A 23,748-nucleotide genomic window follows, 5' to 3' on the forward strand; every position below is an offset into this window, starting at 1 on the left:
ACCTCACGATCGGCGAGGCGTCAGCCAAGCATGCCCGCGGCCGCACGCGGCTGCGGGGTCAGGGCGTCGCCCACCCGGTCGACAAGCAGCGCCATCTCGTAGCCAACCTGGCCCACGTCGGAGCTGCGGGCGGCCAGCACGGCGAAGGACGAACCGTCGGAGATGGACATCAGGAACAGGAAGCCATTGTCCATCTCCACCACGGTCTGCAACACCGCCCCTCCCTCGAAGCAGCGGGCTGCACCCTGGGTCAGGCTGACCAGACCCGATGAGATCGCGGCAAGCTGATCCGCCCGGTCGCGCGGCAGATCCCGTGACGACGCGAGGAGTAGGCCGTCCGCCGAGACGGCGACCGCATGCGCGACGCCGGGCACCCGGTCGGCGAAGTTGGCCAGCAGCCAACCAAGATCCTGCGTAGTTGTCATCCTTCTTGCTCCTTCTGCCCGCTCCCGGCCACCGGGCCTGAGCCAGACTGCGAGGATTGCCCTCCCGGAGTCGCCTCCGGGTTGGTCGGGTTGTCCGAGGTGCTACGCCCTCGCTGCACGCCCCGGTGGTAGGCGGAGAGCAGTCCACGGACCGCCTCCGGAGAACGGCGCTGGACCGAGGTGGTGGGCTTTTCCACCGCACCCGGCACGAGCTGCGCCATCGGCTTGCGCTTCGGCAGGCCGGTAGTGGTGGTCTCGCTCACCGGCACCGCGCCGGCCGCGGCCGAGGCGGCACGCCAACCATCGTCGGCTGCGGTCTGCCAGCCGTTGCTCTGCTGCGGCTGGGGCCGGCGGTTCGGCAGGCTCTCGGCGAGGCCGGGGCGGGTGCCCTCGCTCGCTGTGGAGCCGTTGTCCCGCGGCGCTCCTCCGGACATCGGAGTGTCTGCCATCGGCGTGTTACCTGTCGTCCCGGGTGGTGTCTTGTGGACTGTCCGACCGGTAGCCTCGACCGTGGCGAACTGCTGGGTCGCGGTGTCGCCGTTCGTGCTCGGCTGGGCATCAGCCGCGGACTCCTCGGAGCCCGGACGGCGGGTGCGGAACCAGGCCGACTCCAGCTCCCGGAAGATCGGCAGCTCCATCGTCTCGTCCGCGTACCGCTGCCGGTTCTGCGCCTGGGATTGCTGCGGCGTCGGCCGGGTCTGCGGTGCTGGCGCCGGCGTCGGAGCTGGCGCGGGAACCGGAGGCTGGGCCGCGGCCGGCTGCTCGCCGGGTCGCGGCACCCGCGGCAGCTCCGTCGTCATGTCCAGGGCGGCGGCGAGCCGCTCCGGCACCGGCGGGGTCACCGCGTCCCGGTCGCCGCCCGGCACCGGCGGCCAGGCCGGCGGCGCGGGGACGCTCGGCGCCTGCGCGGGTGGCGCGGATCGGGGCGCGAACCCGCTGAACGACTGGCTGGAGGCGGGTGGCACCGAGTACGGCTGACCCGAGTACGGCTGACCGGAGGCCGGCGACGCGGACACCGGCGGACCGGTGTACGGCTGACCGGAGGCCGGGGCCGCGGACACCGGCGGACCGCCGTACGGCGCACCCGAGTAGGGCTGCCCGGAGTACGGCTGACCCGAGGCCGGCGAGGCGGAGACCGGCGCGCCGGAGTAGGGCTGCGCGGAGACCGGCGGCGTCGAGTACGGGTACGTCTCGGGGCTGCTCGGCAACTGCCGGGGAATGGACGGCTGCTGACCGGTGGTCGGGGTGTCGTCCCCGGAGCGGCGCTGCGGCAACGGATCGATCGGCTGGCCGTTGGCCGGCCTCGGGGTGAACCCGTCGCCGCCGTTGACGCCGTTCGTTCCGGCCGCACCGGTCAGATCCGACCAGGCCGGCATCGAACCGTACGCACCGGTGTTGGCGGGGGTGCCGGCACCGTTGCGCGTCGCGGGCTCGAACGGACGACCGCCGAGGGTGACCTGGTTGCCGGATTCGCTGGAGCGCGGGTGGTTGCCCAGCGCGGGCAGCGCGCCGAAGACCGGCGCGGGCGCACCGTGCTGAGGACCGCCGGCCGCGGGAAGTGCCGGCGGCTGCTGCACCCGGCCGGAGAGCGCACGGGGCACCAGCACCGAGGTGGGCAGGGTCACGTCGGCGACCGTGCCGCGGTCGGATCCGGGGCGCAGTTCGACCCGGACACCGTGCCGGGACGCCAGCCGGGCGACCACGACGAGGCCCATCATCCGGGACACCGCCACGTCCACCTGCGGCGGCGTCGCGAGCCGCTCGTTGAGGTCCTGCAACTGCTCGGCGCTGATGCCGATGCCGCGGTCCTCGACGTAGAGCGAGGAGCGGTCACCGACCCGGCGGGCCTCGACCATCACCTGCGAGTCGGGCGGCGAGAACGCGGTGGCGTTGTCGAACAGCTCCGCCACGAGGTGCACCAGGTCGTTTACCGCGTGAGCGGCGACCTCGATGTCGCGGTCGATGACACCGAACTCGATGCGGGTGTAGTGCTCGACCTCGGACTGCGCGGCGCGCAGCACGTCGATGAGCGCGGCCGGCTCCCGCTGGACGCGAGTGGAGTCGGCACCGGCGAGCACCAGCAGGTTCTCGTCGTTGCGGCGCATCCGGGTGGCCAGGTGGTCGAGCTGGAACAGCTCGGCCAGCCGGTCCGGGTCCTCCTCGCCGCGCTCCAGCCGGTCGAGGTGCCCGATGAGGCGGTCGACCAGGATCTGTGAACGGCGGGCCAGGTTGACGAACATGGTCGCGACGGAGGCACGCAGTGCGGCCTGCTCGGCGGCCGTCCGGACGGCTTCCAGGTGGACGGCGTTGAACGCCTCGGTCACCTGACCGAATTCGTCCCTGCTGCGCACCGGTAGCGGCTCGGCGATCTGGTTGGCCAGCTGCACCGGGGAGAGTTGCCCGACGACCTGCGGGTCGCGCAGTCGGGCCACCGCCTGCGGCAGGCCGTACTGGGCGACGGACAGCGCGCCCTGGCGCAGCTCACGCAGCGAGCGGGCCATCGAGCGGGCGACCAGGTACGCGAAGAGGATGGCCAGGAGCAGCATGCTGAGCAGCAGGCCGGTTTCCAGGAAGACCTGGCGCTGGACGTCCGCGCGGAGGGTGTCGGCCCCGGTGACCACCTCACCGTCGAGCTTCCGCTCGACGGTGCGGATCAGCCGGGCGTTGGCCGTCATGGCGGCCTCCCACTGGTCCGGCTTGAACGGCGCGCCGCGCATGTCGCCAGTGGTGTTGCCGTCGATCCAGCCGGTGTAGTTCTGCGCCTCCCGACGGTCGCCGCCCGCGACCGTCTGGTCGTGGAACTTCGCGTCGTCCGGGGTGGCGACGGCCTTGAAGCTCTGCAGCGCCTGCTGCTGGCCGGTGCCGCTGGCGATGTAGTCGGTGCGCAGCGCGGGGGTCAGGCGCTGACCGCCCTTCACGCCCAGCGCGCGGTGGACCACGACCCGGCGTGCGGCGAGGAACTCCTTCTCCCGGGCGACCGCCGCGGCGGCGCGCATCCGGTCGCTCAGGTCGTTGTCGCCGGCGAGCTGCGTGGCCGAGTCGCGGATGGCGAGCAGGTCGCTGATCAGACCCTCGTACGCCTGGACGGTCTCGGTGAGCGCGAGCTTGCCGTTGAACACCTGGCTGCGGATGCCGGACAGGTCCTGCAGGTTCTGGTCGATGCCGTCGAGCAGTGTCTCGAGGCTGCTCGGCAGGTCCTCGACCTCGGTGCGCTGCTGCCGGTAGGGACCCGCCTCTTGATCCACCCGGGAGTTCACCCGGTTGTAGGCCTCCTGGTACTGCGCTGTCGGCTGCGTGCCGTCCGCGCCGAGCAGCAGCACGGCGGCGGTCCGCTCGTCCTGCAAAGCGTCGACCAGGTCACCCGAATAGCTCGACAGGTTGGCCAGGTCGCCGGCTCGATTGGCATTGTTGAGCGTCTCCACGTGGTCGACAAGACCACTGGTGCCCACTACGACCGTGGCGATGGTCGGCACGATCATGATGAGACCGAGCTTGGACCAGATCGGCATGTCCCGGAGCCGGCTGGCCGGCCGGCGCAGCCGCGACAGGAAGGAGCCCGCCGTCTTTGGCCGTTTGCTCACGTCACCGCCCTCGCGATTTACAGCTTGAACGCGTTGCCTCCGGGCAACGCCCAGCGACCGACCCGGCGGGTCGGACCCCCGAGATTCCATCACGCCCGTCGACAAGAAGAAAGCCCAGGTTGTCACCTACCGAAGGTGTGATGAGATGTTGATGCGATTTGATAGCAGTCCGTCTGGCCGGAGTAACTGAAGGTAATGGAACATCCGCACCGCGTTGTCCTGCTCGCCGGTCCATCAGGGTCCGGAAAGTCGTACATAGCGCAGCAAACCGGCCTGCCGGTGCTCTGCTTGGACGACTTCTACAAAGACGGCGATGACCCTACGTTGCCGCGACGAAACGACCAGGTGGATTGGGAATCACCGCAGTCCTGGGACGCCCCGAGTGCGGTGGAAATCATTGCCCGACTAGCTCGCGAGGGTCGAGCCGATGTGCCGGTTTATGCGATCGGCGCAGATCGACGGGTGGCCACCCGGTCATTTGATCTCGCCGGATCGCCACTTTTCGTGGCCGAAGGGATTTTCGCCGCCGAGATCGTGGAGGAGTGTCGTCGCCTCGGGCTGCTCGCCGGAGCGTACGCGCTGCGCCGGCCGCGCGGTGCGACCTTCCTGCGCCGGCTGGTCCGCGACCTGTCCGAGCAGCGCAAGGCACCCCGGGTGCTGGTCCGGCGCGGCGTGGCGCTGCTGCGGGCCGAGCCCGCGGTGCTGCGCCGGCAGACCGGGTTGGGCGCGGAGTCGGCCCGTGCCCGGGAGGTGCTGCGTCGGGTGGCCGGCCTGCTCGCTGGCCACCCGCACGGCTGAGCGGGAGTCAGGCCAGCAGTTCGGCGTACGCCGGCTTGATCACCTCATCGATGATCCGCAGCCGCTCGTCGAACGGGATGAAGGCGCTCTTCATCGCGTTGATGGTGAACCACTGCAACTCCTTCCAGCCGTAGCCGAACGTCTCCACCAGCAGCGACATCTCCCGCGACATCGAGGTGCCGCTCATCAGCCGGTTGTCGGTGTTGACGGTGGCCCGGAACCGCAGGTCCCGCAGCAGGCCGATCGGGTGGTCGGCGATCGAGGCCACCGCGCCGGTCTGCACGTTCGACGAGGGGCACAGCTCCAGCGGGATCCGCTTGTCCCGCACGTACGCGGCCAGCCGACCGAGCGATCCGTCGGAGGCGATGTCGTCGACGATCCGTACCCCGTGGCCGAGCCGGTCCGCCCCGCACCACTGGATCGCCTGCCAGATCGACGGCAGACCGAAGGCCTCGCCGGCGTGGATGGTGAAGTGGAAGTTCTCCCGTTGCAGGTATTCGAAGGCGTCCAGGTGCCGGGTGGGCGGGAAGCCCGCCTCGGCGCCGGCGATGTCGAAGCCGACCACCCCGGCGTCGCGGTGCCGCACGGCCAGCTCCGCGATCTCCTGCGAACGGGCGGCGTGGCGCATCGCGGTGAGCAGTGTGCCCACCCGGATGGTCAGGCCCGCCTCGACGGCCTGGGCGGTGCCCTCGGCGAACCCGGCCAGCACCGCCTCGACGACCTCGTCCAGGGTCAGGTCCTGCTCCAGGTGCTGCTCCGGGGCGAAGCGCACCTCGGCGTAGACCACCCCGTCGGCGGCCAGGTCCAGTGCGCACTCGCGGGCCACCCGACGCAGCGCGGACGGGGTCTGCATGACCGCCACGGTGTGCGCGAACGTCTCGAGGTAGCGCTCCAGGGAGCCGGAGTTGGCGGCGTCCACGAACCAGCGTCCGAGCGCCTCGGGATCGGTGGTGGGCAGCTCGTGGCTCACCTCCGCGGCCAGGTCGACGATCGTCGCCGGCCGCAGCCCGCCGTCCAGGTGGTCGTGCAGCAGCGCCTTCGGAACCTTGACAATGTCCTCGTACCGGATAGTTGCGACCATGCTCAGACCCTAGTCAGCGACGGGTGTGACCGGGTGTAGGAGGTCGCTCACCTCGGTGCGCCGCCGCTGTCGACCTGCGTCCTGGCCGCTCCGCTCAGGCGCCGGCGCCGCCGTCGACCGGCAGGATCGCGCCGGTCACCATCGAGGCGCGGTCGCTGAGCAGCCACGCGGCCGCCTCGGCGACCTCGCGGGGCTCGGCCATCCGGCCGAGCGGGGTCGCCGCGCTGCTGGCCTCGATGATGCCGGGGCTGATCGACGACCTCCGCGCCACGAACCCCGACTTCGCCCGGCTCTGGGAACGGCGCGACGTACAGGCCGCGCCGATGCTCACCAAGACCTTCCGCCACCCGGCCGTCGGCGAGATCACCGTCGACTGCGACACACTCACCCTCACCGACCGCGACCAGTTCCTTGTGCTCTTCACCGCACCACCGGGTTCGCCCGGCGCCGAGGGGCTGGCCCTCCTGGACGTCCTGGGATCGCAGGCCAGCAGCTACGTGCGGTAGAACCGCGTCGTCCCCGATCGGCCGCCCCGGGCACAGGTCCGCAAGGCCTGCCCGGACCCGGCCCGAACTAAGCTGGGCGGCATGGGAGCACCACGGTGAGGGTCCGCGCGCGACGCGGCCCGACGGCCTGACGTGGACCCCCGCATCCTCGACCGGCTGCGCTGCCCGGTCTGCGGCGACCCACTGGGGCAGGCCACCGACACGGGGGCGCTGCGCTGCCCGCGGCGGCACAGCTTCGACATCGCCCGCCAGGGCTACGTCAACCTGCTCACCGGTCGGGCCCCGCACGTCGGTGACACCGCCGAGATGGTCGCGGCCCGTGCGGATTTCCAGGCCGCCGGGCACTACGACGTCATCTCGGCCGCCCTCGCCGCCGCCGCAACGGAGGCCGTCGCACGGCTCCGCGCCTCGGCCGCGACGTCCACGGTCCCAACTCCGGAACCCGGCGTCGGGGCGTACCCCCTGGTGGTGGATGCCGGCGCCGGCACGGGCCGCTACCTCGGCGCGGTGCTGGCGGCGCTGCCGGACGCCGTGGGTCTGGCCCTGGACGTGTCCAAGCCGGCGCTGCGCCGCGCGGCCCGCGCGCACCCCCGGGCCGCCGCGGCGCTCGCCGACACCTGGCAGCGGCTGCCGCTCGCGGACGCCTCGACCGCCGTGCTGCTGAACGTCTTCGCCCCGCGTAACGGCCCGGAGTTCCACCGGGTGCTCGACCCGGCCGGCACCCTGCTGGTGGTCACACCCGACACCGACCACCTCAGCGAACTGGTGGGCGCGCTGGGCCTGCTGCGGGTGGACCCGGACAAGGCCGACCGGGTGACCGGCAGCCTGGGCGGGCACTTCACCGCGGTCAGCTCGGCGGTGCACCGGGCGGAGCTGACCCTGACCCGGCCGGAGGTCGCCACCCTGGTGGGGATGGGCCCGAACGCGTGGCACACCGACCCCGAAGCGCTCACCGCCCGGTTGGCCGCGCTGCCCGAGCCGGTCCGGGTGACCGTGGCCGTCCGGGTGGACGCGTACCGACCTCGCTGAACTCAGGTGGAGAGGTCTACCTCTTCCCAGCCCGGCGGCTCGTCGTGGTACGGCCCGCGCAGGATCACCGCCCACTCCAGCGCCCAACGGCGCTGCCCGATCGCGTTCGCGTCGATCAGGCCCGGGGCCCGCCGACCACCGCGCTCGGTCTCCAGGTACGCCCAGTCCAGGCAGTAGTGCAGGTCGAGCAGGGCGGCCGCGTCGGCCGGGTGCTGCGGCGCGGTGAGGATCCGGGTCCGCCAGTGCGGGAACGTCTCGCCCTCGGCGATGTGCGGCAGCTGCTCGACCAGCCTCTCGTCGACGGCCAGCGTCGGGTCGAGCTGCTTGCTCAACCCGAGCACCCAGGCCAGCGCGAAGAGCGCGTCGTGGTGCAGCACGAACGAGCGGTGGTCACCCTTGCCGCCCATCACGAACTGCCACTCCGGCGGCGTGACCATCTCGACCAGGTGCGAGCCGAGCAGCCAGCTCATCGCCGCCTCCGGTGGCATCCCGAAGCAGCGCGCCAGGATCAGGTGCAGCACCGCGATCCGCGCCTCGATCTCCACAGTGGGACGAAGATCGATCGCGTCACCCGGCTCCCAGACCAGCGGAAACTGGGCCGGCGGCAGCGGCAGGCCGAGCCGGGACAGCTCGTCCAGGCTCGCCTCGCGCACCTCGCGTGGGTCGGGAGCAGCAACTGTCACGGCGGGTCTTCCTGTCTGCTCGCGCCGGCTCAAGGCCGGTTGTCCCCCCTTGGCCTGCGACAATAGCGCTCCCAGGGGACCGGCACCATGGCACCCCGACCCCGGGTTCGCCTCAGCCGATGCGCTCGATGACAAGCGGCGTCGCCGCCCCGGCGGTCGACGCGATCCGCACCGCGTCGGCGGCCTCGGCAAGCGCCGCCGGAATCCGCGCCGGGTCCTCGGCGCGCAGCTCGTAGAGGGGGTCACCGGCCCGCACCGGGTCACCCGGCCGCTTGTGCAACACCACACCGGCGGGCACGCTCACCGGGTCCTCCTTGCGGGCCCGACCCGCGCCGAGCCGCCACGCCGCAACCCCCATGGCGTACGCGTCGACGGCGGCGACGTGCCCGTCCCGCTCGGCGCGGACCACCTCGACCTCGTTGGCGGTCGGCATCGGCGCGTCCGGGTCACCGCCCTGCGCGCGGATCATCGCCCGCCAGGAGTCCATCGCCCGGCCGTCCCGCAACGCCGCCGCCGGGTCGGCGTCCGGCAGGCCGGCCGCGTCGAGCATCTCCCGGGCCAGGGCCAGCGTCAGCTCCACCACGTCGGCGGGGCCACCACCGGCCAGCACCTCGACCGACTCGGTCACCTCCACCGCGTTGCCGATGGCCAGGCCGAGCGGGGTGGACATGTCGGTGAGCAGGGCGACCGTCCGAACTCCGTGCGCCCCGCCCAACTCGACCATCGTGCGGGCCAGCTCGCGGGCCTGGTCGACGGACTTCATGAAGGCGCCCGAGCCGACCTTGACGTCGAGGACCAACGCGCCGGTGCCCTCGGCGATCTTCTTGCTCATGATCGAGCTGGCGATCAGCGGGATCGCCTCCACGGTGCCGGTGACGTCGCGCAGGGCGTACAGCTTGCGGTCGGCGGGGGCGAGCCCGGCACCGGCCGCGCAGATCACCGCGCCGACCTCGTCCAGTTGGGCGATGAACTCGTCGTTGCTCACCGTGGCCCGCCAGCCCGGGATGGACTCCAACTTGTCGAGCGTGCCGCCGGTGTGCCCGAGGCCACGGCCGCTCAGCTGCGGCACGGCCGCGCCGCACGCCGCCACGAGCGGGGTGAGCGGCAGCGTGATCTTGTCGCCGACGCCGCCGGTGGAGTGCTTGTCGACGGTCGGCCGGCGTACCGCCGAGAGGTCCAGCCGCTCACCGCTGGCGATCATCGCGGCGGTCCACCTGGCGATCTCCGGGCCGGTCATGCCGTTGAGCAGGATCGCCATCGCCAGCGCCGACATCTGCTCGTCGGCGACAATGCCCCGGGTGTACGCGTCGACCACCCAGTCGATCTGCGCGTCCGACAGCACCCCGCCATCCCGCTTGACCCGAATAACGTCAACAGCAGCAAAACCACTCATCAAAAGATCTTCCCTAGTCATTTGGAGGAACCGACCGGCGGTCCGTGCCCAGGTCGGGGCGGGGGCCGACCGTGCCCGGCGGAGGGATCAAGCCTGACCGCCCGGAGCCGGGCACGGTCGGCCCCCGCACCCAACCGCAGCCACAATCAAGACCAGCGAACCGGGATCTCCAAAGGCGGCTCACCCTCGCCGGCCCAGAAGATGGTGCCGGTCGCGTCGACCACCACCACGCGCGGTGTCCGGGCCAGGCCCCAGGTGATCGCCTCGGCCGGGTCGTCCCAGCTCGGGGCCTCCTCCAGCACCCCGGTCTCGGCGCCGACGTCGTCCCCGGCCGACCGCTCCCAGTACGCGGTCCAGACCTGCTGCCCGGCCGACATGTCCGGGTGGACGAAGACGGTGCCGCGCCCACGCCAGGCGGCCAGCCGCTCCGGCACCACAGGCACCGGAGTCTCCCCGGTGACGGCTTCCAGGTCCTCCACACCGAAGGCGTGCGGCAGCAACTCGGCCATCCGCAGCGGGCGGGTCTTGCTCTCGATCAGGCACTCCGGCCCGCCGTGCTCCCAGAGCAACTGCCGGCAGCGACCGCACGGCATCAGCGGTTCACCTGTCGCGTCGACGCAGGACAGCGCCACGAGCCGACCACCACCTGTGGCGTGCAGGCTGGAGACGACCCCACACTCGGCGCACAGCGTCACCCCGTACGCCGCGTTCTCCACGTTGCAGCCGACCACCACGCGTCCGTCGTCGACAAGCGCGGCCGCGCCGACCGGAAACGTCGAGTACGGCGCGTACGCGTGCCGCATCGCCTCGGTTGCGGCGGCGCGCAGCCGCGCCCAGTCAATGTCGGTCATGCCACCATTCTGCCCAAGGAGCCCAGGTCAGAAGCGAGCAGGGCCGGCTGCACGGGCACCCTTCGGAAACTCGGCCGCGCCACCGCACCCGCTCCGGTGATCAGGTGATGAAAAGTAGGTCGGAGTCGCCCCTGAGACCTACTTTTCATCACCCGATCATGGGATGGACGCGGAGCGTGCCCGGCGGGGAGACCCGCCGGGCACGGCTCAGGCGTCAGCCCTTGATGTACGGCTTGCCGTCGGCGGCCGGTGCCCGGACCCGACCGACCAGGCCGGCGACCGCCAGGATGGTCGCCAGGTAGGGCAGCATGGCCAGGAACTGGCTGGGGATCGAGCTGCTGATCGCGCCCAGGTAGGTGGCGAGTTGGTCGGCGAACCCGAAGAAGAGCGCGGCGAGCAGCGCGCCCGTCGGGTTCCATCGGCCGAAGATCAGTGCGGCAAGCGCGATGAAGCCCTTGCCGCCGATCATGTTCTTGGTGAACGAGTAGAGCGCCAGCGTGTAGGACGCGCCGCCGATGCCGGCGACCACACCGGCCAGCAGCACGTTGCGGTAGCGCACCCGCAGCACCTTGACGCCGAGCGTGTCGGCGGCGATCGGGTGTTCGCCCACCGAACGGGTCCGCAGCCCCCACCGGGTCCGGAACAACCCGATGTGGATCACCAGGACCAGCAACAGGCCGAGGTAGAGGAAGATGTTGCCGCGGAACAGCGCCGGCCCGAGCACCGGGATGTCCTTCAGCAGCGGGATCTCCCAGTTGCTGAACCGGGGCGCGCTGTTGTATTTCGCCGCGTCGGTCTGCATCAGCCGCTCGTAGAGGAAGCCGGTGACGCCCACCGCGAGCAGGTTCAGCACGATGCCCATGACGACCTGGTCGACCAGGTAGCGGATGGCGAACACGGCCAGCAGCAGCGAGATGAACGCGCCGCCGATCGCGGCGGCCACCAGACCCACCCAGACGCTGCCCGAGATGCTGCCGAAGAGCGCGCCGCTGAAGGCCCCCATCAGCAACTGACCCTCGATGGCCACGTTGACCACACCGGAGCGTTCGCAGAGCACCCCGGCGAGCGCGCCGAAGATCAACGGCAGGGCCAGGATGAACGTGCCCCGGATGATGTTGACAAGCGGCATGAAGTTCTGCCCGGCCGGCGCGGCGGAGACCTGCCAGCAGAGGAACGACAGCACGAAGCCGACAAGCCCCACCCCGAGCACGGGGAGGAACCACCGCTTCGGCACCCCGGCGAGCAGGGCCGCTCCGGCGGCGATGGCGATGATCCCGAACAGGATCGCCCCGATCGTGCCGTTGATCTCCAGTGCGGCGCCGGCGGCGTCGTCGCTGAGCGTGAACCGGGCCTGCTGGTCGGTGGCGAGCGCGCCGAAGAGCACCGCGGCCAGCAGGCCGAGCCCCAGCAGGGTGAGGCCGACCTTGCGGCTCCGGGTCCAGAAGCCCTCGTCGACCGGGGCGACGGCGATGTCGGGGACAGCCATGGTGGACATGAGTTACCAGCCCTTCGCCAGGCTCGTCTGCAACCGGGCGGCGCGCGCGGCCCGGAGCTGGAAGATCGCCTTCACCAGGGCCGGCGCGGCGATGAAGATGACGATCAGCGCCTGCAGCACGGTCACCAGCTCAAGCGAGATCCCGGAGTACGACTGCATCCGGTTGCCACCGGCCTGCAGCGCCCCGAACAGCAACGCGGCGAGCAGCACCCCCCAGGGCTTCACCCGCCCCAGCAGGGCCACCAGGATGCCGTCGAAGCCGATCTGCGCGACCACGAGCGGGGTCAACGCGCTGGCGGTCGAGCCGAGCACCATGTTCGAGCCGCCGAGACCCGCCAGGATGCCGGCGAAGACCATGATCAGGATGTACGTCCGCGTGACGCTGATACCCGCGGTGCGGGCGGCGTCCGGGTTGGCGCCGACCGCGCGCAGCTCGAAGCCGAGCGTCGAGCGGTTCAGCAGCCAGGCCACCGCCCAGGTGGCCAGCACGGCGAGCAGGATGCCGGCGTGCACCCGCAGGTTGTCGCCGAGCAGCCGAGGCAGCTGGGCGGAGGTGTCCACCGCCTTGCTGATCGCGTCGGTACGGGTCGGGTCCTGCACGCCGTTCTGCACGATCAACCAGGTGAGGAAGTACGTGGCGACGTAGTTGAGCATGATCGTGTTGATCACCTCGTGCGCGCCGGCGCGGGCCTTGAGGATGCCGGGGATGAAACCCCAGATCGCCCCGCCCAGCGCGCCGGCCAGCACCGCCACCAGCAGGTGCAGGCCGGGCGGCAGGGGCAGCAGGAAGCCGGCCAGAGCCGCCATGATCACGCCGATGGTGGCCTGACCCTGGGCGCCGATGTTGAACAGGCCGCCTCGGAAGGCCAGCGCCACCGACAGGCCGGTGAAGACGAGCGGCGCGGCGTAGGTGAGCGTCTCGGAGATCGGCGCGAGAACTGCCTGCCAGCTACCGGTGCCGTCCGCCCAGGCGGAGAACGCCTCGGGGTCGAAGACCGAGCCCTTGAACAGGTTCGCGTACGCCTCGCTGACAAGCGTCCAGCTGGAGTTGATCGCGTCGGACGGTCGGGAGGTGATGTACGAGTAGGTGGACAGCACCGTCGGATCGGAAACGATCATCAGCACCGCGCCGACCACGATCGCCAGCACCAGCGACAGCAGGGTCACCGTGAAGGTGTTCGCCGCCCAGAGGTTGTCCATGAACAACCGGCCCAGACTCGGCTTCTGCTGCGGCGCCGGGCTGCCCGGCTTCGTCGCCACCTCGGCCCGTTCGGTGTTGCCGAGCGTGTTCTGCGCGGCCTGCGCCTCGCTCGCCGGCTCCTTGTCCGGCGAGCCGGACTGCGGGTTGGGGGGGTTGGTCATGCCTCGTCCTCGCTCGCGGAGCCCGGGTCGCTCGCCGGGCTCCCGTCGGTGGCCGGCCCGTCGCTGGGCACGGCGTCCGGGTTGCGCTCGTGGGCCACGTCCGGGCTGATGCCGGCCATCAACAGGCCGATCTCCTCACGCGGGGTGTCCGGGCCGACGATGCCGATGATCCGACCGCGGTACATCACCGCGATCCGGTCGGCCAGCCCGATCACCTCGTCGAGTTCGCTGGAGACCACCATGACGGCGGTGCCGATGTCCCGCTCGCGGATGATCTGGCTGTGGATGAACTCGATCGACCCGACGTCGACGCCGCGGGTCGGCTGGGCGGCGATGAAGAGCTTCAGCGGCCGGGACAGCTCCCGGGCCACGATCACCTTCTGCTGGTTGCCGCCGGAGAGGGTGCCCACCGCCGCGTCGGCCGATGAGGTGCGGACGTCGAACTGCTCGATCCGCTCCTTCGCCGAGGCGGCGATCGCGTCCGGCTTCAGCGCGAGCCCGGCGCCGAACGGCGGCCGGTCGTAGATGTCCAGCACCAGGTTCTCCGCGACGCTGAACTCCTTGACCAGGCCGTCCACGCTGCGGTCCTCGGGCACGTAGCCGACGCCCGCCCGGAGCACCTTCTTGGGCTTCCAGCCGTCGATCCGGTCGCCGACCAGGCTGACCGTGCCGGCGAGCACCGGCCGCAGGCCCATGATCGCCTCGATCAGTTCGGTCTGACCGTTGCCCTGTACGCCCGCCACGCCGAGCACCTCACCGGCGCGCACGGTCAGGTCCACCCCGTCGACCGCGCGGATCTGCCGGTCGTCGTCGACGACGAGCCCGGCCACCTCCAGCACGGGCTCACCGGGAGTGGCCGGGACCTTGTCCACCGTCAGCCGGACGTTGCGCCCGACCATCAGTGCCGCCAGCTCGTCCCGGCTGGCCTCCGGCGACGCGGTGCCCACGGTCTTTCCGCGTCGGATCACCGTAATCCGGTCGGCGATGGCCTTGACCTCGCCAAGCTTGTGGGTGATGAAGACGATCGACTTGCCGGCCGCCTTGAGCGACCGCATGACCGTCAGCAGTTCCTCGGTCTCCTGCGGGGTGAGCACGGCGGTCGGCTCGTCCAGGATGAGCAGGTCGACGTCGCGGGTGAGCGCCTTGACGATCTCGACACGCTGCTGGATGCCGACCGGCAGGTCCTCGATCACCGCGTCCGGGTCGACCCGCAGGTTGTAGCGCTCGGACACCTCGGTGACCTCGCGCCGGGCCCGACGCCGGTCCAGGAAGCCGGCGATGCCGCCCCTGGTCTGCTCGGCGCCGAGCATGATGTTTTCGGCGACGGTGAAGACCGGCACCAGCATGAAGTGCTGGTGCACCATGCCGATCCCGGCGCCGATCGCGTCGGACGGGCCCTTCAGCTTCAGCGGCTCGCCGTCGACCAGGATCTCGCCCTCGTCGGGCTGGTAGAGCCCGTAGAGCACGTTCATCAGTGTCGACTTGCCCGCGCCGTTCTCGCCGAGCAGGGCGTGAATCTCTCCAGGCTCCACCGTCAGGTCGATGTGGTCGTTGGCGACCAGATCACCGAACCGCTTGGTGATGCCGCGCAGTTCGAGTCTCAGCGCAACCTCCTGGAGTGCGAGCGATGGTGCAGCCTAGCTGCCGTCGAACCGACCGGAGCGGCCTGGTTGACGTGGTGCGCGATCGGCCGCTCCGACCCCACGGTCACCCGCGGGGCCAGAGCGGCCGGTCGGTCGTACCTGTCCCCGCCGACCCCCCGATGATCTCACCGGAGGGGCCGGCCGGTTGTCACTTGGTCGGCTGGGCCTTCGAGGTGACGGTGATGGTGCCGGCGGCGATGTCGGCCTTGATCTTGTCGATCTCCGCCTTCAGCTCGGCCGGGACCTTGCTGTCGAAGTCGTGGTACGGGGCGAGCGAGACACCGTTGTTGGCCAGGGTGCCGACGAAGCCCGGCTTGGCCGGCAGCTTGTCACCGCCAGCGGCCTTGACCACGGCCTCCTTGACGGCCTCCGGGATGTTCTTGACCACGGTGGTGATGATCGCCGAGCAGTCCGGGGTGCTCTGGCAGCCGTCGACGTCCACCCAGATGGTGCTGTACTTGCCGCCCGAGGCCTTGGCCGCGGCGGTGGTGCCGAGGCCGGAGCCGCCGGCGACCGGCATGATGATGTCCGCGCCCTGGGCGACCAGCGCGTCGGAGACCTTCTTGCCCTCGTCCTGCTTGGCGAAGTCGTTGGTGAAGGAGCCCTTCTGGGTCTCCTTGTTCCAACCCAGCGCCTGGACGTTCTTCTTCTTGGTGGTGTTGAAGTACGTCACGCCGTCGACGAAGCCGTCCATGAAGATGGTGACCGGCGGGATCGGCAGGGCGCCGTAGGTGGCGACCTTGCCGCTCTTGGTCATCCCGGCGGCCAGGTAACCGGCCTGGAACGCGGCCTGGGCGGTGTCGAACTGCATCGGGTAGACGTTGGCGTCACCCGGGTTCGCGTCGACGATGCCGAACTCCTGGTTGGGGTTCGCCTTGGCGATCTTCGAGGTGGCGTCGGCCATCAGGCCACCGACAGCCAGGATGAAGTCGCACTTCTGGTTGACGTACTGCGTCAGGTTCGGCTCGTAGTCGGCCTGCGCCTTCGACGCGACGAACTTGATGTCGATATTGTCGTTGGCGGCCTTGGCCTCCTGCAGGCCCTTCCAGGCCGAGGCGTTGAACGACTTGTCGTCGATGCCGCCGACGTCGGTCACCATGCAGGCGCTGAACTTCTTGGCGCCACTGCCGGCGTTGTTGTCATCCTTGGGGGCCTCGCCACAAGCGGCGGCGGTGAGCGCGAGCCCACCCACCGCGACGATCGAGGCGATCCGCATCCCACGCACCGAGCGCAAGACGTCTCCTTCCCATTGCTCACCGCGCCTAGTGCGGTGGCAGCCCATCAGCCGACCTGCGGTGTGCCGCCGGCTGTCCCACGTTACGGACGGGAGCGTACGCCCGCGCCCACCCACCGGCCGACAATCGTGCACGACTGTTGAGCGCCTGTTACCCGGGTGTAACCCTTGCGTGGGGCACGTCACTCCTGGCGCTGGTAACGGCGTGTCCAGGCGTCCCTAACGTCCGTTTCCCGGGGGCGGCGGCCCCCCTCGGACGTTACCGCCAAAAGACCGCGACCGCCGCGTTGACCAGGGTCAGACCGACTATCGCGAGGAAATGACCGCGATTTACCACGTCCCGCTTCCGCGAGAAGAAGACCATGACGAAGATCAGCAACGCGATGACCAACTTCGTCACAAGTTTCGCGGGTGCCGGCTCGTCGCCGTCGCGCAGCGGCGCGGAGAGGCCGAGCCCGGTCAGCAACTGGATCACCGCCCCCCAGAGCATCGCCGGGTTGATCCGCAGCCGGCCACTGATGTATTGGGCGATCGAGCCGCCGAGCAGCAGGGCGAAGCCGATCAGGTGGACATAGAGGAGGATGAGTCGCAGCGCTTCCACGTCGCCCATCCTCCCCCATCAACGACACTTTGTAGTAGGGGGTCCGACCGGTCGGCGCGTCGGCGCCCCTCGGCGCTGCCGCGGGCCCCGGCCGCGTGTCGTGTCGGCGAGCCAGGGAAGCCGCAGCCGGCAACTTGTTGCCGGAGTTGCAATGGTTTGCAGAGCGCCTCGCAAGAACTTGCCGGTGGGCTAAAGTGCCGCCATGCGCGCTCGACTGTCCGACATCGCCCAGCAGGCCGGAGTCAGCGAGGCCACGGTGTCGCGGGTGCTCAACGACCGCCCCGGCGTGGCAGCGGAGACCCGGCAGGCCGTCCTCACCGCACTTGACGTGCTCGGCTACGAGCGCCCGGCCCGGCTGCGCAAGCGCAGCGCCGGGCTGGTCGGCCTCGTGGTGCCGGAGCTGGACAACCCGATCTTCCCGGCCTTCGCCCAGGTCATCGAGTCGACCCTGGCGCAGAGCGGGTTCACCCCGGTGCTCTGCACCCAGACCGCCGGCGGCGTGACCGAGGACGAGTACGTGGAGATGCTGCTGGACCGGCAGGTCTCCGGCATCGTCTTCGTCTCCGGTCTGCACGCCGACACCGCCGCCAACCACGACCGTTACCGGGCGCTGCTCGCCCGACCGCTGCCGATCGTGATGATCAATGGACACGTGCCGGACGTCGGCGCCCCCTTCGTCTCCTGTGACGACCGGGAGGCCGCCGAACTGGCCGTCGCCCACCTGGTCGCGCTCGGGCACCGACGGATCGGCCTGATCACCGGCCCGGACCGGTTCGTTCCGGTGCGGCGCAAGGTGGCCGGCTGGCGCTCCGCGATGACCCGACTCGCGGGTGTCGCGGAGGCCAACCTCGACCCACTCGCCGAGCTGTCGCTGTTCGGTGTGGAGGGTGGCGAGGCGGCCGCCGGCCGACTGCTCGACCGGGGTGTCACGGGCGTCGTCTGCGGTTCCGACCTGATGGCGCTCGGCGCGATCCGGGCGGCCCGCCAACGCGGCCTCCGCGTGCCCGCCGACGTCTCCGTGGTCGGCTACGACGACTCGCCGCTGATGGCCTTCACCGACCCGCCGCTGACCACCGTGCGGCAGCCGGTCGCCGCGATGGCGGTGGCCGCCGTCCGCGCGCTGGTGGACGAGATCAACGGGTACGGCGCTCCGCACTCGGAGTACCTGTTCCGCCCGGAGCTGGTGGTGCGCGGCTCCACCGCCGTCGTGCCGAGCGCCGCACGTCTGCCTTACGCAAGATCTGCTTGACTCTTGCAGCTGCCGGGCGGCATATTGCTCCGATGATCAGCACCGCCACCCCACCCCGCACCGATGATCACAACTGGTGGCGCTCGGCGGTCGTCTACCAGGTGTACGTCCGCAGCTTCGCCGACAGCGACGGCGACGGCACCGGCGATCTCCAGGGCATCCGGCAACGTCTGCCGTACCTGCGCGACCTCGGGGTGGACGCGCTCTGGCTGACACCCTTCTACACCTCCCCGATGATCGACGGCGGGTACGACGTCGCCGACTACCGGGACGTCGACCCGATGTTCGGCACCCTCGCCGACTTCGACGCGATGATCGGCGACGCGCACGCCCTCGGTCTGCGGATCATCGTCGACCTGGTGCCCAACCACACCTCCCACGCACACACGTGGTTCACCGCCGCGCTCGCCGCCGGCCCCGGCTCGGCGGCGCGGGCCCGCTACCTCTTCGCCGAGGGCCAGGGCACACACGGCGAGCTGCCCCCGAACGACTGGGAGAGCATCTTCGGCGGCCCCGCCTGGACCCGGGTCGCGGACGGCCAGTGGTACCTGCACCTGTTCGACCCCGCGCAACCGGATCTGAACTGGCGGCACCCGGAGGTCCGCGCCGAATTCGAGGACGTGCTGCGGTTCTGGCTGGACCGGGGCGTGGACGGATTCCGCGTCGACGTGGCGCACGGCATGATCAAGGCCGAGGGGCTGCCGGACGTCGGCTTCAGCACGACGACCACCGGCCAGCGTCAGGTCGAACTGCTCGGCAAGGGCCGCCTCCCGTATTTCGACCAGGACGAGGTGCACGAGATCTACCGCGCCTGGCGGCCCATCCTGGACAGCTACCCCGGCGGTCGGATGGCGGTCGCCGAGGCGTGGGCCGAGACACCCCAGCGCCTGGCGCGCTACATCGGCCCGGACGAGTTGCACCAGGCGTTCAGCTTCGACTTCCTCGACGCCACCTGGTCGGCCGACTCGTTCCGCAAGGTGATCGACACGGCTCTGGCCGAGGCGAGCGTCGTCGGGGCGCCGACCACCTGGGTGCTGTCCAACCACGACAAGCAGCGGCACGTCACCCGTTACGGCGACGGCGTCGAAGGGCTGCGCCGGGCCCGCGCCGCCAGCCTGCTGATGCTCGCCCTGCCCGGCTGCGCCTACCTCTACCAGGGCGAGGAACTGGGCCTGCCGGAGGTCCTCGACCTTCCGGACGAGCTGCGCCAGGACCCGGCGTTCCTGCGCACCGGCGAGAGCCGCGACGGCTGCCGGGTGCCCATCCCGTGGAGCGGCGAGCTGGCCCCGTACGGCTTCGGCCCGGCCGGCAGCGAGCTGAGCTGGCTGCCCACCCCGGCAACCTGGCGGGCCCTGTCCGTCACCGCGCAGACCGGCGTGCCCGACTCGACGTTGGAGCTGTACCGGACCGCGCTGCGGATCCGGCACCAGCACCCGGCGCTGGCCGACGAGGCCGACGGGATCACCTGGCTGGAGAGCGAGCCGGGCGTGCTGGCCTTCGCCCGCGACGCCGGCGACAGCGCACTGACCTGCGTGGTCAACCTCAGCGGCGCACCGGTCCCGATCGACGGGTACGGTCTGCCGCTCGTCGCCAGCGACGCGCTCACCGGGCCGGACGCCGGCCGGTTGCTGCCCGTCGACGCGGCTGTCTGGTTACAACGGCGCTGAGCGGGTAACAACCTCTCGACCTGGTCGTTCGTTGTGCCCCGCGCCGACGGGCGACTGGGCTACCGGCCCCTTGTGGTGGGGGGTGAGGTGTCACCGGCGCCACGCGGAGTCCGCTCCGCGTGGCGCCGGTGTCCGTGTGCCGCCGGTGGTGTTGCCGGCCGCCGTCGCGGGTACCGCATCGGGCACCGTCACTACGGAGGTGAACCCATGGGGGTACGGGTCGCGCAGTGCACACTCGACGTCGAAGACCTGGACGTGATGGTCGCGTTCTGGTCCGCGGCGCTCGGCTACGAGGTCGAGCAGGGCGACGACGGCAGCGCCAAGCTCTGGCCGCCGGAGCAGTCGTCGGCCGCCGCGCCCACCGTGTGGTTGCAGGGCTCCGCCACCCTCAAGCGGGGCAAGAACCGGCTGCACCTCGACCTGGTCGCGGACGTTGACCCCGAGGCCGAGGTACGACGGCTGCTGAGCCTCGGTGCCCGGCACGTCGACGTCGGGCAGACCGGGACCGAGGGGTTCACGGTGCTCGCCGACCCGGAGGGCAACGAGTTCTGCGTGCTGGACGGCCCGCCGACCCGCTGACGCCCGCTGGGTTCACTTCGCGGTGAGCAGCGCCGCGATCCGGGTGAGGCCGGCACGTACCTCGGCCTCGTCCGGCGGCTCGGCGGGCGCACCGTGGCCAGCCTCGTCGGCGGCGGCGTCCAACTCCTCGTCGATCACGTCCTCGAAGTCGCCGTACAGATCGGCCCCCTCGACCTGGCGGGCCTCGTCCTCGGCGGCGACCTGGGCGGCGGCGATCTCACTGCGGATCTCGTCGGCGGACAGCGCCGGCAGCAACGGCTCCACCACCGCCATCAGTTGCTCCTCGGCCACCACCGCCTCGGCCAGCGCCAACGCGTGCGGCCGCTCGTACGGCCCGCAGACGACCGGCTCCCACTCGTCGAGGTCACCGAGCGGACCGAAGGTGATGATCCAGGGCAGCCCGAGGAGCGGCGAGTCGGCCGGCAGGTCAAGTGTCATGAGTGCGCCCACCGGCTCATCATGGTCCGCTAACGCGAGCGCCGACGCCTTTCGGCTCAGTTTCCGCCCGTCCGGTGGGCGACCTGCGGCGGTCAGCCGGGGCGGACGGCATCCAGGGCGGCGCGGACCAGGGCGAGCGCGGTGGCCGGCGGCACGCCGAGCCGCGCCGCCTCGGCCGCGTAGCCGGCCGCCGCCCGCTGGAGCCGATCCACGGCGTCGTCCCGGCCGGGGGCGACGAAGGTGCCGTTGCGCCCGCGGGTCTCCAGCAGCCCCGCGGCCTCCAACTCCCGGTACGCCCGAGCCACCGTGTTCACGGCCAGGCTGAGGTCGGCGGCGAGCTGCCGGACGGTGGGCAGTCGGCACCCGACCGGCAGCCGACCGTCGCCGATCAGCTCGGCGAGCTGCCCCCTGACCTGCTCGTACGGGGGCACCGACGAGTCCGGGTCGACCGAGATCAGCATCCGCACACCTTCCGTCCTCAACTCGCGCCACCTGGCGTACCGGGATCGGTGTCCTCGTCGACCACGCCCGCCGGGGCGGCGGCCTCGGCCAGGTCCACCACCCGCCCGTTCCTGCTGGTGGCGAGGAGCGCGGCGCCGAACAGCACGAGTTGGTTGAGCAGATAGAGGTAGAGCAGCAGACCGACGGCACCGGCCACCACCGTGTACGCCGGATTACGCTCGGTACGCACCACGTAGTACCGCCCCACCGTGTTCAGCAGGGTGATGCCGACCGCCACCAGCAGCACCACCGGGCGCAGCCGGGACCGGCTCATCCGCAGCCGGGGCACCGCGAGCAGCAACGCGGTGGCGAGGACCGCGTTGACGAGCACGCTGAGCACCGCGCTGACCGTGGTGAGACCCACCGACCCGGTACTGCGCAGCAGGAAGCGCAGGAACGACTCCAGCGCGTCCACCGCCGCGACCGAGACGCCGAGCAGCACGAAGATGCCGATCATCACGCCCAGGTCGACCAACCGCCGGATCACCAGATTTCCCGGCTGCTGGTTGAGGTGGTACATCAGCCGCTGCGAGGACCGGATGGCCTCCACCCAGCCGATGCCGGTGAAGACCAGGATGACCAGGCCGACCACACCGACCGTGCCGCTGGAGTTGGCGATCTGCTCGGCGTCCAGGAAGGGCAGGTTCTCCTTGAGGAAGTCGGCTGCCGCGGCGCTGACGTCGTCGTTGTCCTCCAGGATCGCGCCGAAGATGGAGAACGCGACAAGGGCGAGGGCGAACACCGCGAAGAAGCCGTAGTAGGCGATCGCGGCGGCCAGCCGCCCGGCCAGCACCTCCCCGTACAGGGCGCCGGCGCGCCACACGTGATCGAAGAGCCCCGACCGGTGGCGCGCGGCGCTCACCCAGCGGTCGATGCCCGCTTCGATCCAGCCGATCACGTTCACGCGATCATCCTCGCCGATCTCCCACCGCCGTCGTGGCAACCGGCTGCCGATGCGCACCTGCCGGCGCGTCGCCGACGGGTCAGGCGCCGAGGCGGAAGTCCCGACGCGGCTGCCACCGAGCCTCTCCGCTGTGCGAGAAGAGGGTGAACGCGTCGACCTCGAACATCGCGGAGAAGTCGGCCAGATCCTCGTACACCCGGTCCAGGGTCTCCGGTGCCACGTCCTGCGCCACGGTGACGTGCGGATGGTACGGGAAGCGGGTCTTGCGGTGAAGGTCCGGCGTCGCGGTGATGGCGGCGGCCAGCAACTCACACTCGCTGATGCCGGCGGCCACCGCGACGAACACGACCTGGGTGACCGGACGGAACGTGCCGGTGCCCCGCAGGTGCAGCGCGAACGGCAGGTGTGTGGCGGCGACGTCGGCCAGGTGCCGCTCGACTGCGGGCAGGCTGGCCGACCGGATCTCGGTGGGCCCGAGCAACGTCACGTGTGCGGGCACCGCGAGCGAGTCGCCGGCCTCGACCCGCCGCCGGGTGAGCTGGGCACCCCAGGGCTCGGGAATGTCCACAGCGATGCCGATCTGGATGGTGTCGCCGGTCGGCGGCACCCCGCCACTGCGATCCACGCTTCGCGCCGCCCCTCCGGCCACCGACCCGTTCACCTGTCCCGCGGAGCTACTCGCCGCGCACGGGCGGGAAGAACCCGACCCGCTCGTACGTGGACTTCAGGGTCGCCGCCGCCACCGCGCGGGCCTTCTCCGCGCCGGCGGCGAGCAGCTTGTCCAACTGCGCCGGGTCGTCGAGGTAGGCGCGGGTGCGCTCCTGGACCGGACGGACGAACTCCGCCACCACCTCGGCCAGCTCCTTCTTCAGGTCGCCGTAGCCGCGGCCCGCGAACGCGGCCACCAAGTCGTCGATCCCGCGGCCACTGAGCGCCGAGTAGATGGTCAGCAGATTGGACACGCCCGGCTTCGTCTCGGCGTCGAAGACGATCTCCCGACCGGTGTCCGTCACCGCCGACCGGATCTTCTTCGCGGACCGGGCCGGATCCTCCAGCAGGTCGATGATGCCGGCCGGCGAGGACGACGACTTGGACATCTTCGCCGTCGGGTCCTGAAGGTCGGTGATCTTCGCGGTGTCCTTGACGATGTGCGGCGCGGGCACCGTGAACGTCGGGCCGAACAGCGAGTTGAACCGCTGGGCCAGATCCCGGGACAGCTCCAGGTGCTGGCGCTGGTCCTCGCCGACCGGCACCGCGTTGGCCTGGTAGAGCAGGATGTCGGCGGCCTGCAGGACCGGGTAGGTGAACAGCCCGACGCTGGCCCGCTCGTTGCCCTGCTTCTGCGACTTGTCCTTGAACTGGGTCATCCGGCTGGCCTCGCCGAAGCCGGTGATGCAGCCGAGCACCCAGGCCAACTGCGGGTGCTCGGGCACCTGCGACTGCACGAACAGGGTGCTGCGATCCGGGTCGAGCCCGACCGCGAAGAGCTGGGCGGCGGCCACCCGCGTCCGCTGCCGCAACAGCGCCGGGTCGTGCCCCGCGGTGATGGCGTGCAGGTCCACCACGCAGTAGAACGCGTCGTGGGTGTCCTGCAACGCCACCCAGTGCCGCACCGCGCCCAGATAGTTGCCGAGATGGAACGAGTCGGCCGTCGGCTGGATGCCGGAGAAGACGCGGGGACGGGCGGGAACGTCGGACATGGCGATAATTCTGTCAGCAAGCAAGCGG

The 23,748-nt window shown here is 71.0% G+C and carries 22 protein-coding genes and 1 pseudogene; 6 read left to right on the forward strand and 17 right to left on the reverse strand.

Annotation, left to right across the window (positions count from 1 at the left end; genetic code table 11):
* Nucleotides 1–20: 20 nt before the first annotated feature.
* Both ACPXBU_RS13570 and ACPXBU_RS13575 read right to left on the reverse strand, forming a co-directional pair.
* Nucleotides 21–425: a roadblock/LC7 domain-containing protein gene (locus tag ACPXBU_RS13570; RefSeq protein WP_030329023.1), complete on the reverse strand. Its 405-nt coding sequence runs from the start codon at nucleotides 423–425 to the stop codon at nucleotides 21–23.
* A complete protein-coding gene (locus ACPXBU_RS13575) occupies nucleotides 422–4,006 on the reverse strand; it encodes a nitrate- and nitrite sensing domain-containing protein (RefSeq protein WP_425758280.1) in 3,585 nt (1,194 codons plus the stop codon). Before ACPXBU_RS13575 ends, ACPXBU_RS13570 begins: the two co-directional genes overlap by 4 nt.
* A gap of 504 nt (nucleotides 4,007–4,510) precedes the next feature.
* Between ACPXBU_RS13575 and ACPXBU_RS13580 the strand changes: the two genes are divergently transcribed.
* Nucleotides 4,511–4,804 (forward strand): hypothetical protein, encoded by a 294-nt coding sequence (locus ACPXBU_RS13580; protein WP_393366248.1) that lies wholly within the window; start codon nucleotides 4,511–4,513, stop codon nucleotides 4,802–4,804.
* Nucleotides 4,805–4,811: 7 nt separating this feature from the next.
* Here ACPXBU_RS13580 and ACPXBU_RS13585 read toward each other — a convergent pair whose 3' ends face one another.
* Both ACPXBU_RS13585 and ACPXBU_RS13590 read right to left on the reverse strand, forming a co-directional pair.
* Nucleotides 4,812–5,885, reverse strand: coding sequence for an adenosine deaminase (locus tag ACPXBU_RS13585; protein WP_393366246.1), 1,074 nt, complete (start codon nucleotides 5,883–5,885; stop codon nucleotides 4,812–4,814).
* Nucleotides 5,886–5,979: 94 nt separating this feature from the next.
* A pseudogene (locus tag ACPXBU_RS13590) lies at nucleotides 5,980–6,105 on the reverse strand (SDR family oxidoreductase); the annotation flags it as partial.
* Between the two features lie 16 nt (nucleotides 6,106–6,121).
* Here ACPXBU_RS13590 and ACPXBU_RS13595 point away from each other — a divergent pair.
* Complete coding sequence (locus ACPXBU_RS13595) at nucleotides 6,122–6,391, forward strand: hypothetical protein (RefSeq protein WP_425758281.1); 270 nt, start codon at nucleotides 6,122–6,124, stop codon at nucleotides 6,389–6,391.
* 132 nt (nucleotides 6,392–6,523) lie between these two features.
* Nucleotides 6,524–7,420: a putative RNA methyltransferase gene (locus tag ACPXBU_RS13600; RefSeq protein WP_393366240.1), complete on the forward strand. Its 897-nt coding sequence runs from the start codon at nucleotides 6,524–6,526 to the stop codon at nucleotides 7,418–7,420.
* Nucleotides 7,421–7,422: 2 nt separating this feature from the next.
* Here ACPXBU_RS13600 and ACPXBU_RS13605 read toward each other — a convergent pair whose 3' ends face one another.
* The 8 genes from ACPXBU_RS13605 to ACPXBU_RS13640 all read right to left on the reverse strand — a co-directional run bounded on the left by ACPXBU_RS13605 (nucleotide 7,423) and on the right by ACPXBU_RS13640 (nucleotide 16,682).
* The gene (locus tag ACPXBU_RS13605; RefSeq protein ID WP_393366238.1) at nucleotides 7,423–8,103 is read right to left on the reverse strand and encodes a DUF4272 domain-containing protein; all 681 of its coding nucleotides are present in this window, start codon (nucleotides 8,101–8,103) and stop codon (nucleotides 7,423–7,425) included.
* 112 nt (nucleotides 8,104–8,215) lie between these two features.
* Nucleotides 8,216–9,496, reverse strand: coding sequence for a thymidine phosphorylase (locus ACPXBU_RS13610; protein ID WP_425758282.1), 1,281 nt, complete (start codon nucleotides 9,494–9,496; stop codon nucleotides 8,216–8,218).
* Nucleotides 9,497–9,642: 146 nt separating this feature from the next.
* Nucleotides 9,643–10,347 (reverse strand): cytidine deaminase, encoded by a 705-nt coding sequence (locus tag ACPXBU_RS13615; RefSeq protein ID WP_393366234.1) that lies wholly within the window; start codon nucleotides 10,345–10,347, stop codon nucleotides 9,643–9,645.
* Between the two features lie 214 nt (nucleotides 10,348–10,561).
* Entirely contained in the window at nucleotides 10,562–11,842 is a 1,281-nt protein-coding gene (locus ACPXBU_RS13620) for an ABC transporter permease (protein ID WP_357241422.1), read from the reverse strand.
* A 3-nt stretch (nucleotides 11,843–11,845) separates the two neighbouring features.
* Nucleotides 11,846–13,204 carry an ABC transporter permease gene (locus ACPXBU_RS13625; RefSeq protein ID WP_425758283.1) on the reverse strand — a complete coding sequence of 453 codons (1,359 nt, stop codon included), beginning with the start codon at nucleotides 13,202–13,204 and terminating at the stop codon, nucleotides 11,846–11,848.
* Nucleotides 13,201–14,808, reverse strand: coding sequence for an ABC transporter ATP-binding protein (locus tag ACPXBU_RS13630; RefSeq protein ID WP_425758373.1), 1,608 nt, complete (start codon nucleotides 14,806–14,808; stop codon nucleotides 13,201–13,203). The genes ACPXBU_RS13625 and ACPXBU_RS13630 overlap by 4 nt, the downstream gene beginning before the upstream one ends.
* A gap of 187 nt (nucleotides 14,809–14,995) precedes the next feature.
* Complete coding sequence (locus tag ACPXBU_RS13635; protein ID WP_425758374.1) at nucleotides 14,996–16,063, reverse strand: BMP family lipoprotein; 1,068 nt, start codon at nucleotides 16,061–16,063, stop codon at nucleotides 14,996–14,998.
* A 277-nt stretch (nucleotides 16,064–16,340) separates the two neighbouring features.
* Nucleotides 16,341–16,682 (reverse strand): hypothetical protein, encoded by a 342-nt coding sequence (locus ACPXBU_RS13640; protein ID WP_355031947.1) that lies wholly within the window; start codon nucleotides 16,680–16,682, stop codon nucleotides 16,341–16,343.
* 202 nt (nucleotides 16,683–16,884) lie between these two features.
* Between ACPXBU_RS13640 and ACPXBU_RS13645 the strand changes: the two genes are divergently transcribed.
* The 3 genes from ACPXBU_RS13645 to ACPXBU_RS13655 all read left to right on the forward strand — a co-directional run bounded on the left by ACPXBU_RS13645 (nucleotide 16,885) and on the right by ACPXBU_RS13655 (nucleotide 20,177).
* A complete protein-coding gene (locus tag ACPXBU_RS13645) occupies nucleotides 16,885–17,931 on the forward strand; it encodes a LacI family DNA-binding transcriptional regulator (RefSeq protein ID WP_393366228.1) in 1,047 nt (348 codons plus the stop codon).
* 32 nt (nucleotides 17,932–17,963) lie between these two features.
* Nucleotides 17,964–19,598, forward strand: coding sequence for a glycoside hydrolase family 13 protein (locus ACPXBU_RS13650; protein ID WP_425758284.1), 1,635 nt, complete (start codon nucleotides 17,964–17,966; stop codon nucleotides 19,596–19,598).
* Nucleotides 19,599–19,805: 207 nt separating this feature from the next.
* Nucleotides 19,806–20,177 (forward strand): VOC family protein, encoded by a 372-nt coding sequence (locus ACPXBU_RS13655; RefSeq protein ID WP_425758285.1) that lies wholly within the window; start codon nucleotides 19,806–19,808, stop codon nucleotides 20,175–20,177.
* Between the two features lie 12 nt (nucleotides 20,178–20,189).
* Here ACPXBU_RS13655 and ACPXBU_RS13660 read toward each other — a convergent pair whose 3' ends face one another.
* The 5 genes from ACPXBU_RS13660 to trpS all read right to left on the reverse strand — a co-directional run bounded on the left by ACPXBU_RS13660 (nucleotide 20,190) and on the right by trpS (nucleotide 23,720).
* Nucleotides 20,190–20,627, reverse strand: a complete 438-nt coding sequence (locus tag ACPXBU_RS13660) for a hypothetical protein (protein ID WP_393366222.1) — start codon at nucleotides 20,625–20,627, stop codon at nucleotides 20,190–20,192.
* An 80-nt stretch (nucleotides 20,628–20,707) separates the two neighbouring features.
* Nucleotides 20,708–21,076: a GntR family transcriptional regulator gene (locus ACPXBU_RS13665; RefSeq protein WP_425758286.1), complete on the reverse strand. Its 369-nt coding sequence runs from the start codon at nucleotides 21,074–21,076 to the stop codon at nucleotides 20,708–20,710.
* 17 nt (nucleotides 21,077–21,093) lie between these two features.
* On the reverse strand, nucleotides 21,094–22,020 hold the full coding sequence (locus ACPXBU_RS13670) for a YihY/virulence factor BrkB family protein (RefSeq protein ID WP_393366218.1): 927 nt from the start codon (nucleotides 22,018–22,020) through the stop codon (nucleotides 21,094–21,096).
* Between the two features lie 79 nt (nucleotides 22,021–22,099).
* A complete protein-coding gene (locus ACPXBU_RS13675; protein ID WP_393366216.1) occupies nucleotides 22,100–22,681 on the reverse strand; it encodes a 2'-5' RNA ligase family protein in 582 nt (193 codons plus the stop codon).
* A gap of 13 nt (nucleotides 22,682–22,694) precedes the next feature.
* The gene (trpS, locus tag ACPXBU_RS13680; RefSeq protein ID WP_393366214.1) at nucleotides 22,695–23,720 is read right to left on the reverse strand and encodes a tryptophan--tRNA ligase; all 1,026 of its coding nucleotides are present in this window, start codon (nucleotides 23,718–23,720) and stop codon (nucleotides 22,695–22,697) included.
* Between the last annotated feature and the right edge of the window lie 28 nt (nucleotides 23,721–23,748).

It is taken from the genome of Micromonospora sp. DT231, assembly GCF_049847025.1.
Taxonomy (GTDB): Bacteria; Actinomycetota; Actinomycetes; order Mycobacteriales; family Micromonosporaceae; genus Micromonospora.

What these genes read in the sequence shown, in the direction of transcription:
- ACPXBU_RS13645 (WP_393366228.1), top strand. Translation starts at nt 16,885, where the DNA reads ATGCGCGCTCGACTGTCCGACATCGCCCAGCAGGCCGGAGTCAGCGAG.
- ACPXBU_RS13635 (WP_425758374.1), bottom strand. Translation starts at nt 16,063, where the DNA reads ATGCGGATCGCCTCGATCGTCGCGGTGGGTGGGCTCGCGCTCACCGCC.
- ACPXBU_RS13595 (WP_425758281.1), top strand. Translation starts at nt 6,122, where the DNA reads ATGATGCCGGGGCTGATCGACGACCTCCGCGCCACGAACCCCGACTTC.
- ACPXBU_RS13615 (WP_393366234.1), bottom strand. Translation starts at nt 10,347, where the DNA reads ATGACCGACATTGACTGGGCGCGGCTGCGCGCCGCCGCAACCGAGGCG.
- ACPXBU_RS13570 (WP_030329023.1), bottom strand. Translation starts at nt 425, where the DNA reads ATGACAACTACGCAGGATCTTGGTTGGCTGCTGGCCAACTTCGCCGAC.
- ACPXBU_RS13610 (WP_425758282.1), bottom strand. Translation starts at nt 9,496, where the DNA reads ATGAGTGGTTTTGCTGCTGTTGACGTTATTCGGGTCAAGCGGGATGGC.
- trpS (WP_393366214.1), bottom strand. Translation starts at nt 23,720, where the DNA reads ATGTCCGACGTTCCCGCCCGTCCCCGCGTCTTCTCCGGCATCCAGCCG.
- ACPXBU_RS13585 (WP_393366246.1), bottom strand. Translation starts at nt 5,885, where the DNA reads ATGGTCGCAACTATCCGGTACGAGGACATTGTCAAGGTTCCGAAGGCG.
- ACPXBU_RS13625 (WP_425758283.1), bottom strand. Translation starts at nt 13,204, where the DNA reads ATGACCAACCCCCCCAACCCGCAGTCCGGCTCGCCGGACAAGGAGCCG.
- ACPXBU_RS13655 (WP_425758285.1), top strand. Translation starts at nt 19,806, where the DNA reads ATGGGGGTACGGGTCGCGCAGTGCACACTCGACGTCGAAGACCTGGAC.
- ACPXBU_RS13620 (WP_357241422.1), bottom strand. Translation starts at nt 11,842, where the DNA reads ATGTCCACCATGGCTGTCCCCGACATCGCCGTCGCCCCGGTCGACGAG.
- ACPXBU_RS13665 (WP_425758286.1), bottom strand. Translation starts at nt 21,076, where the DNA reads ATGCTGATCTCGGTCGACCCGGACTCGTCGGTGCCCCCGTACGAGCAG.
- ACPXBU_RS13650 (WP_425758284.1), top strand. Translation starts at nt 17,964, where the DNA reads ATGATCAGCACCGCCACCCCACCCCGCACCGATGATCACAACTGGTGG.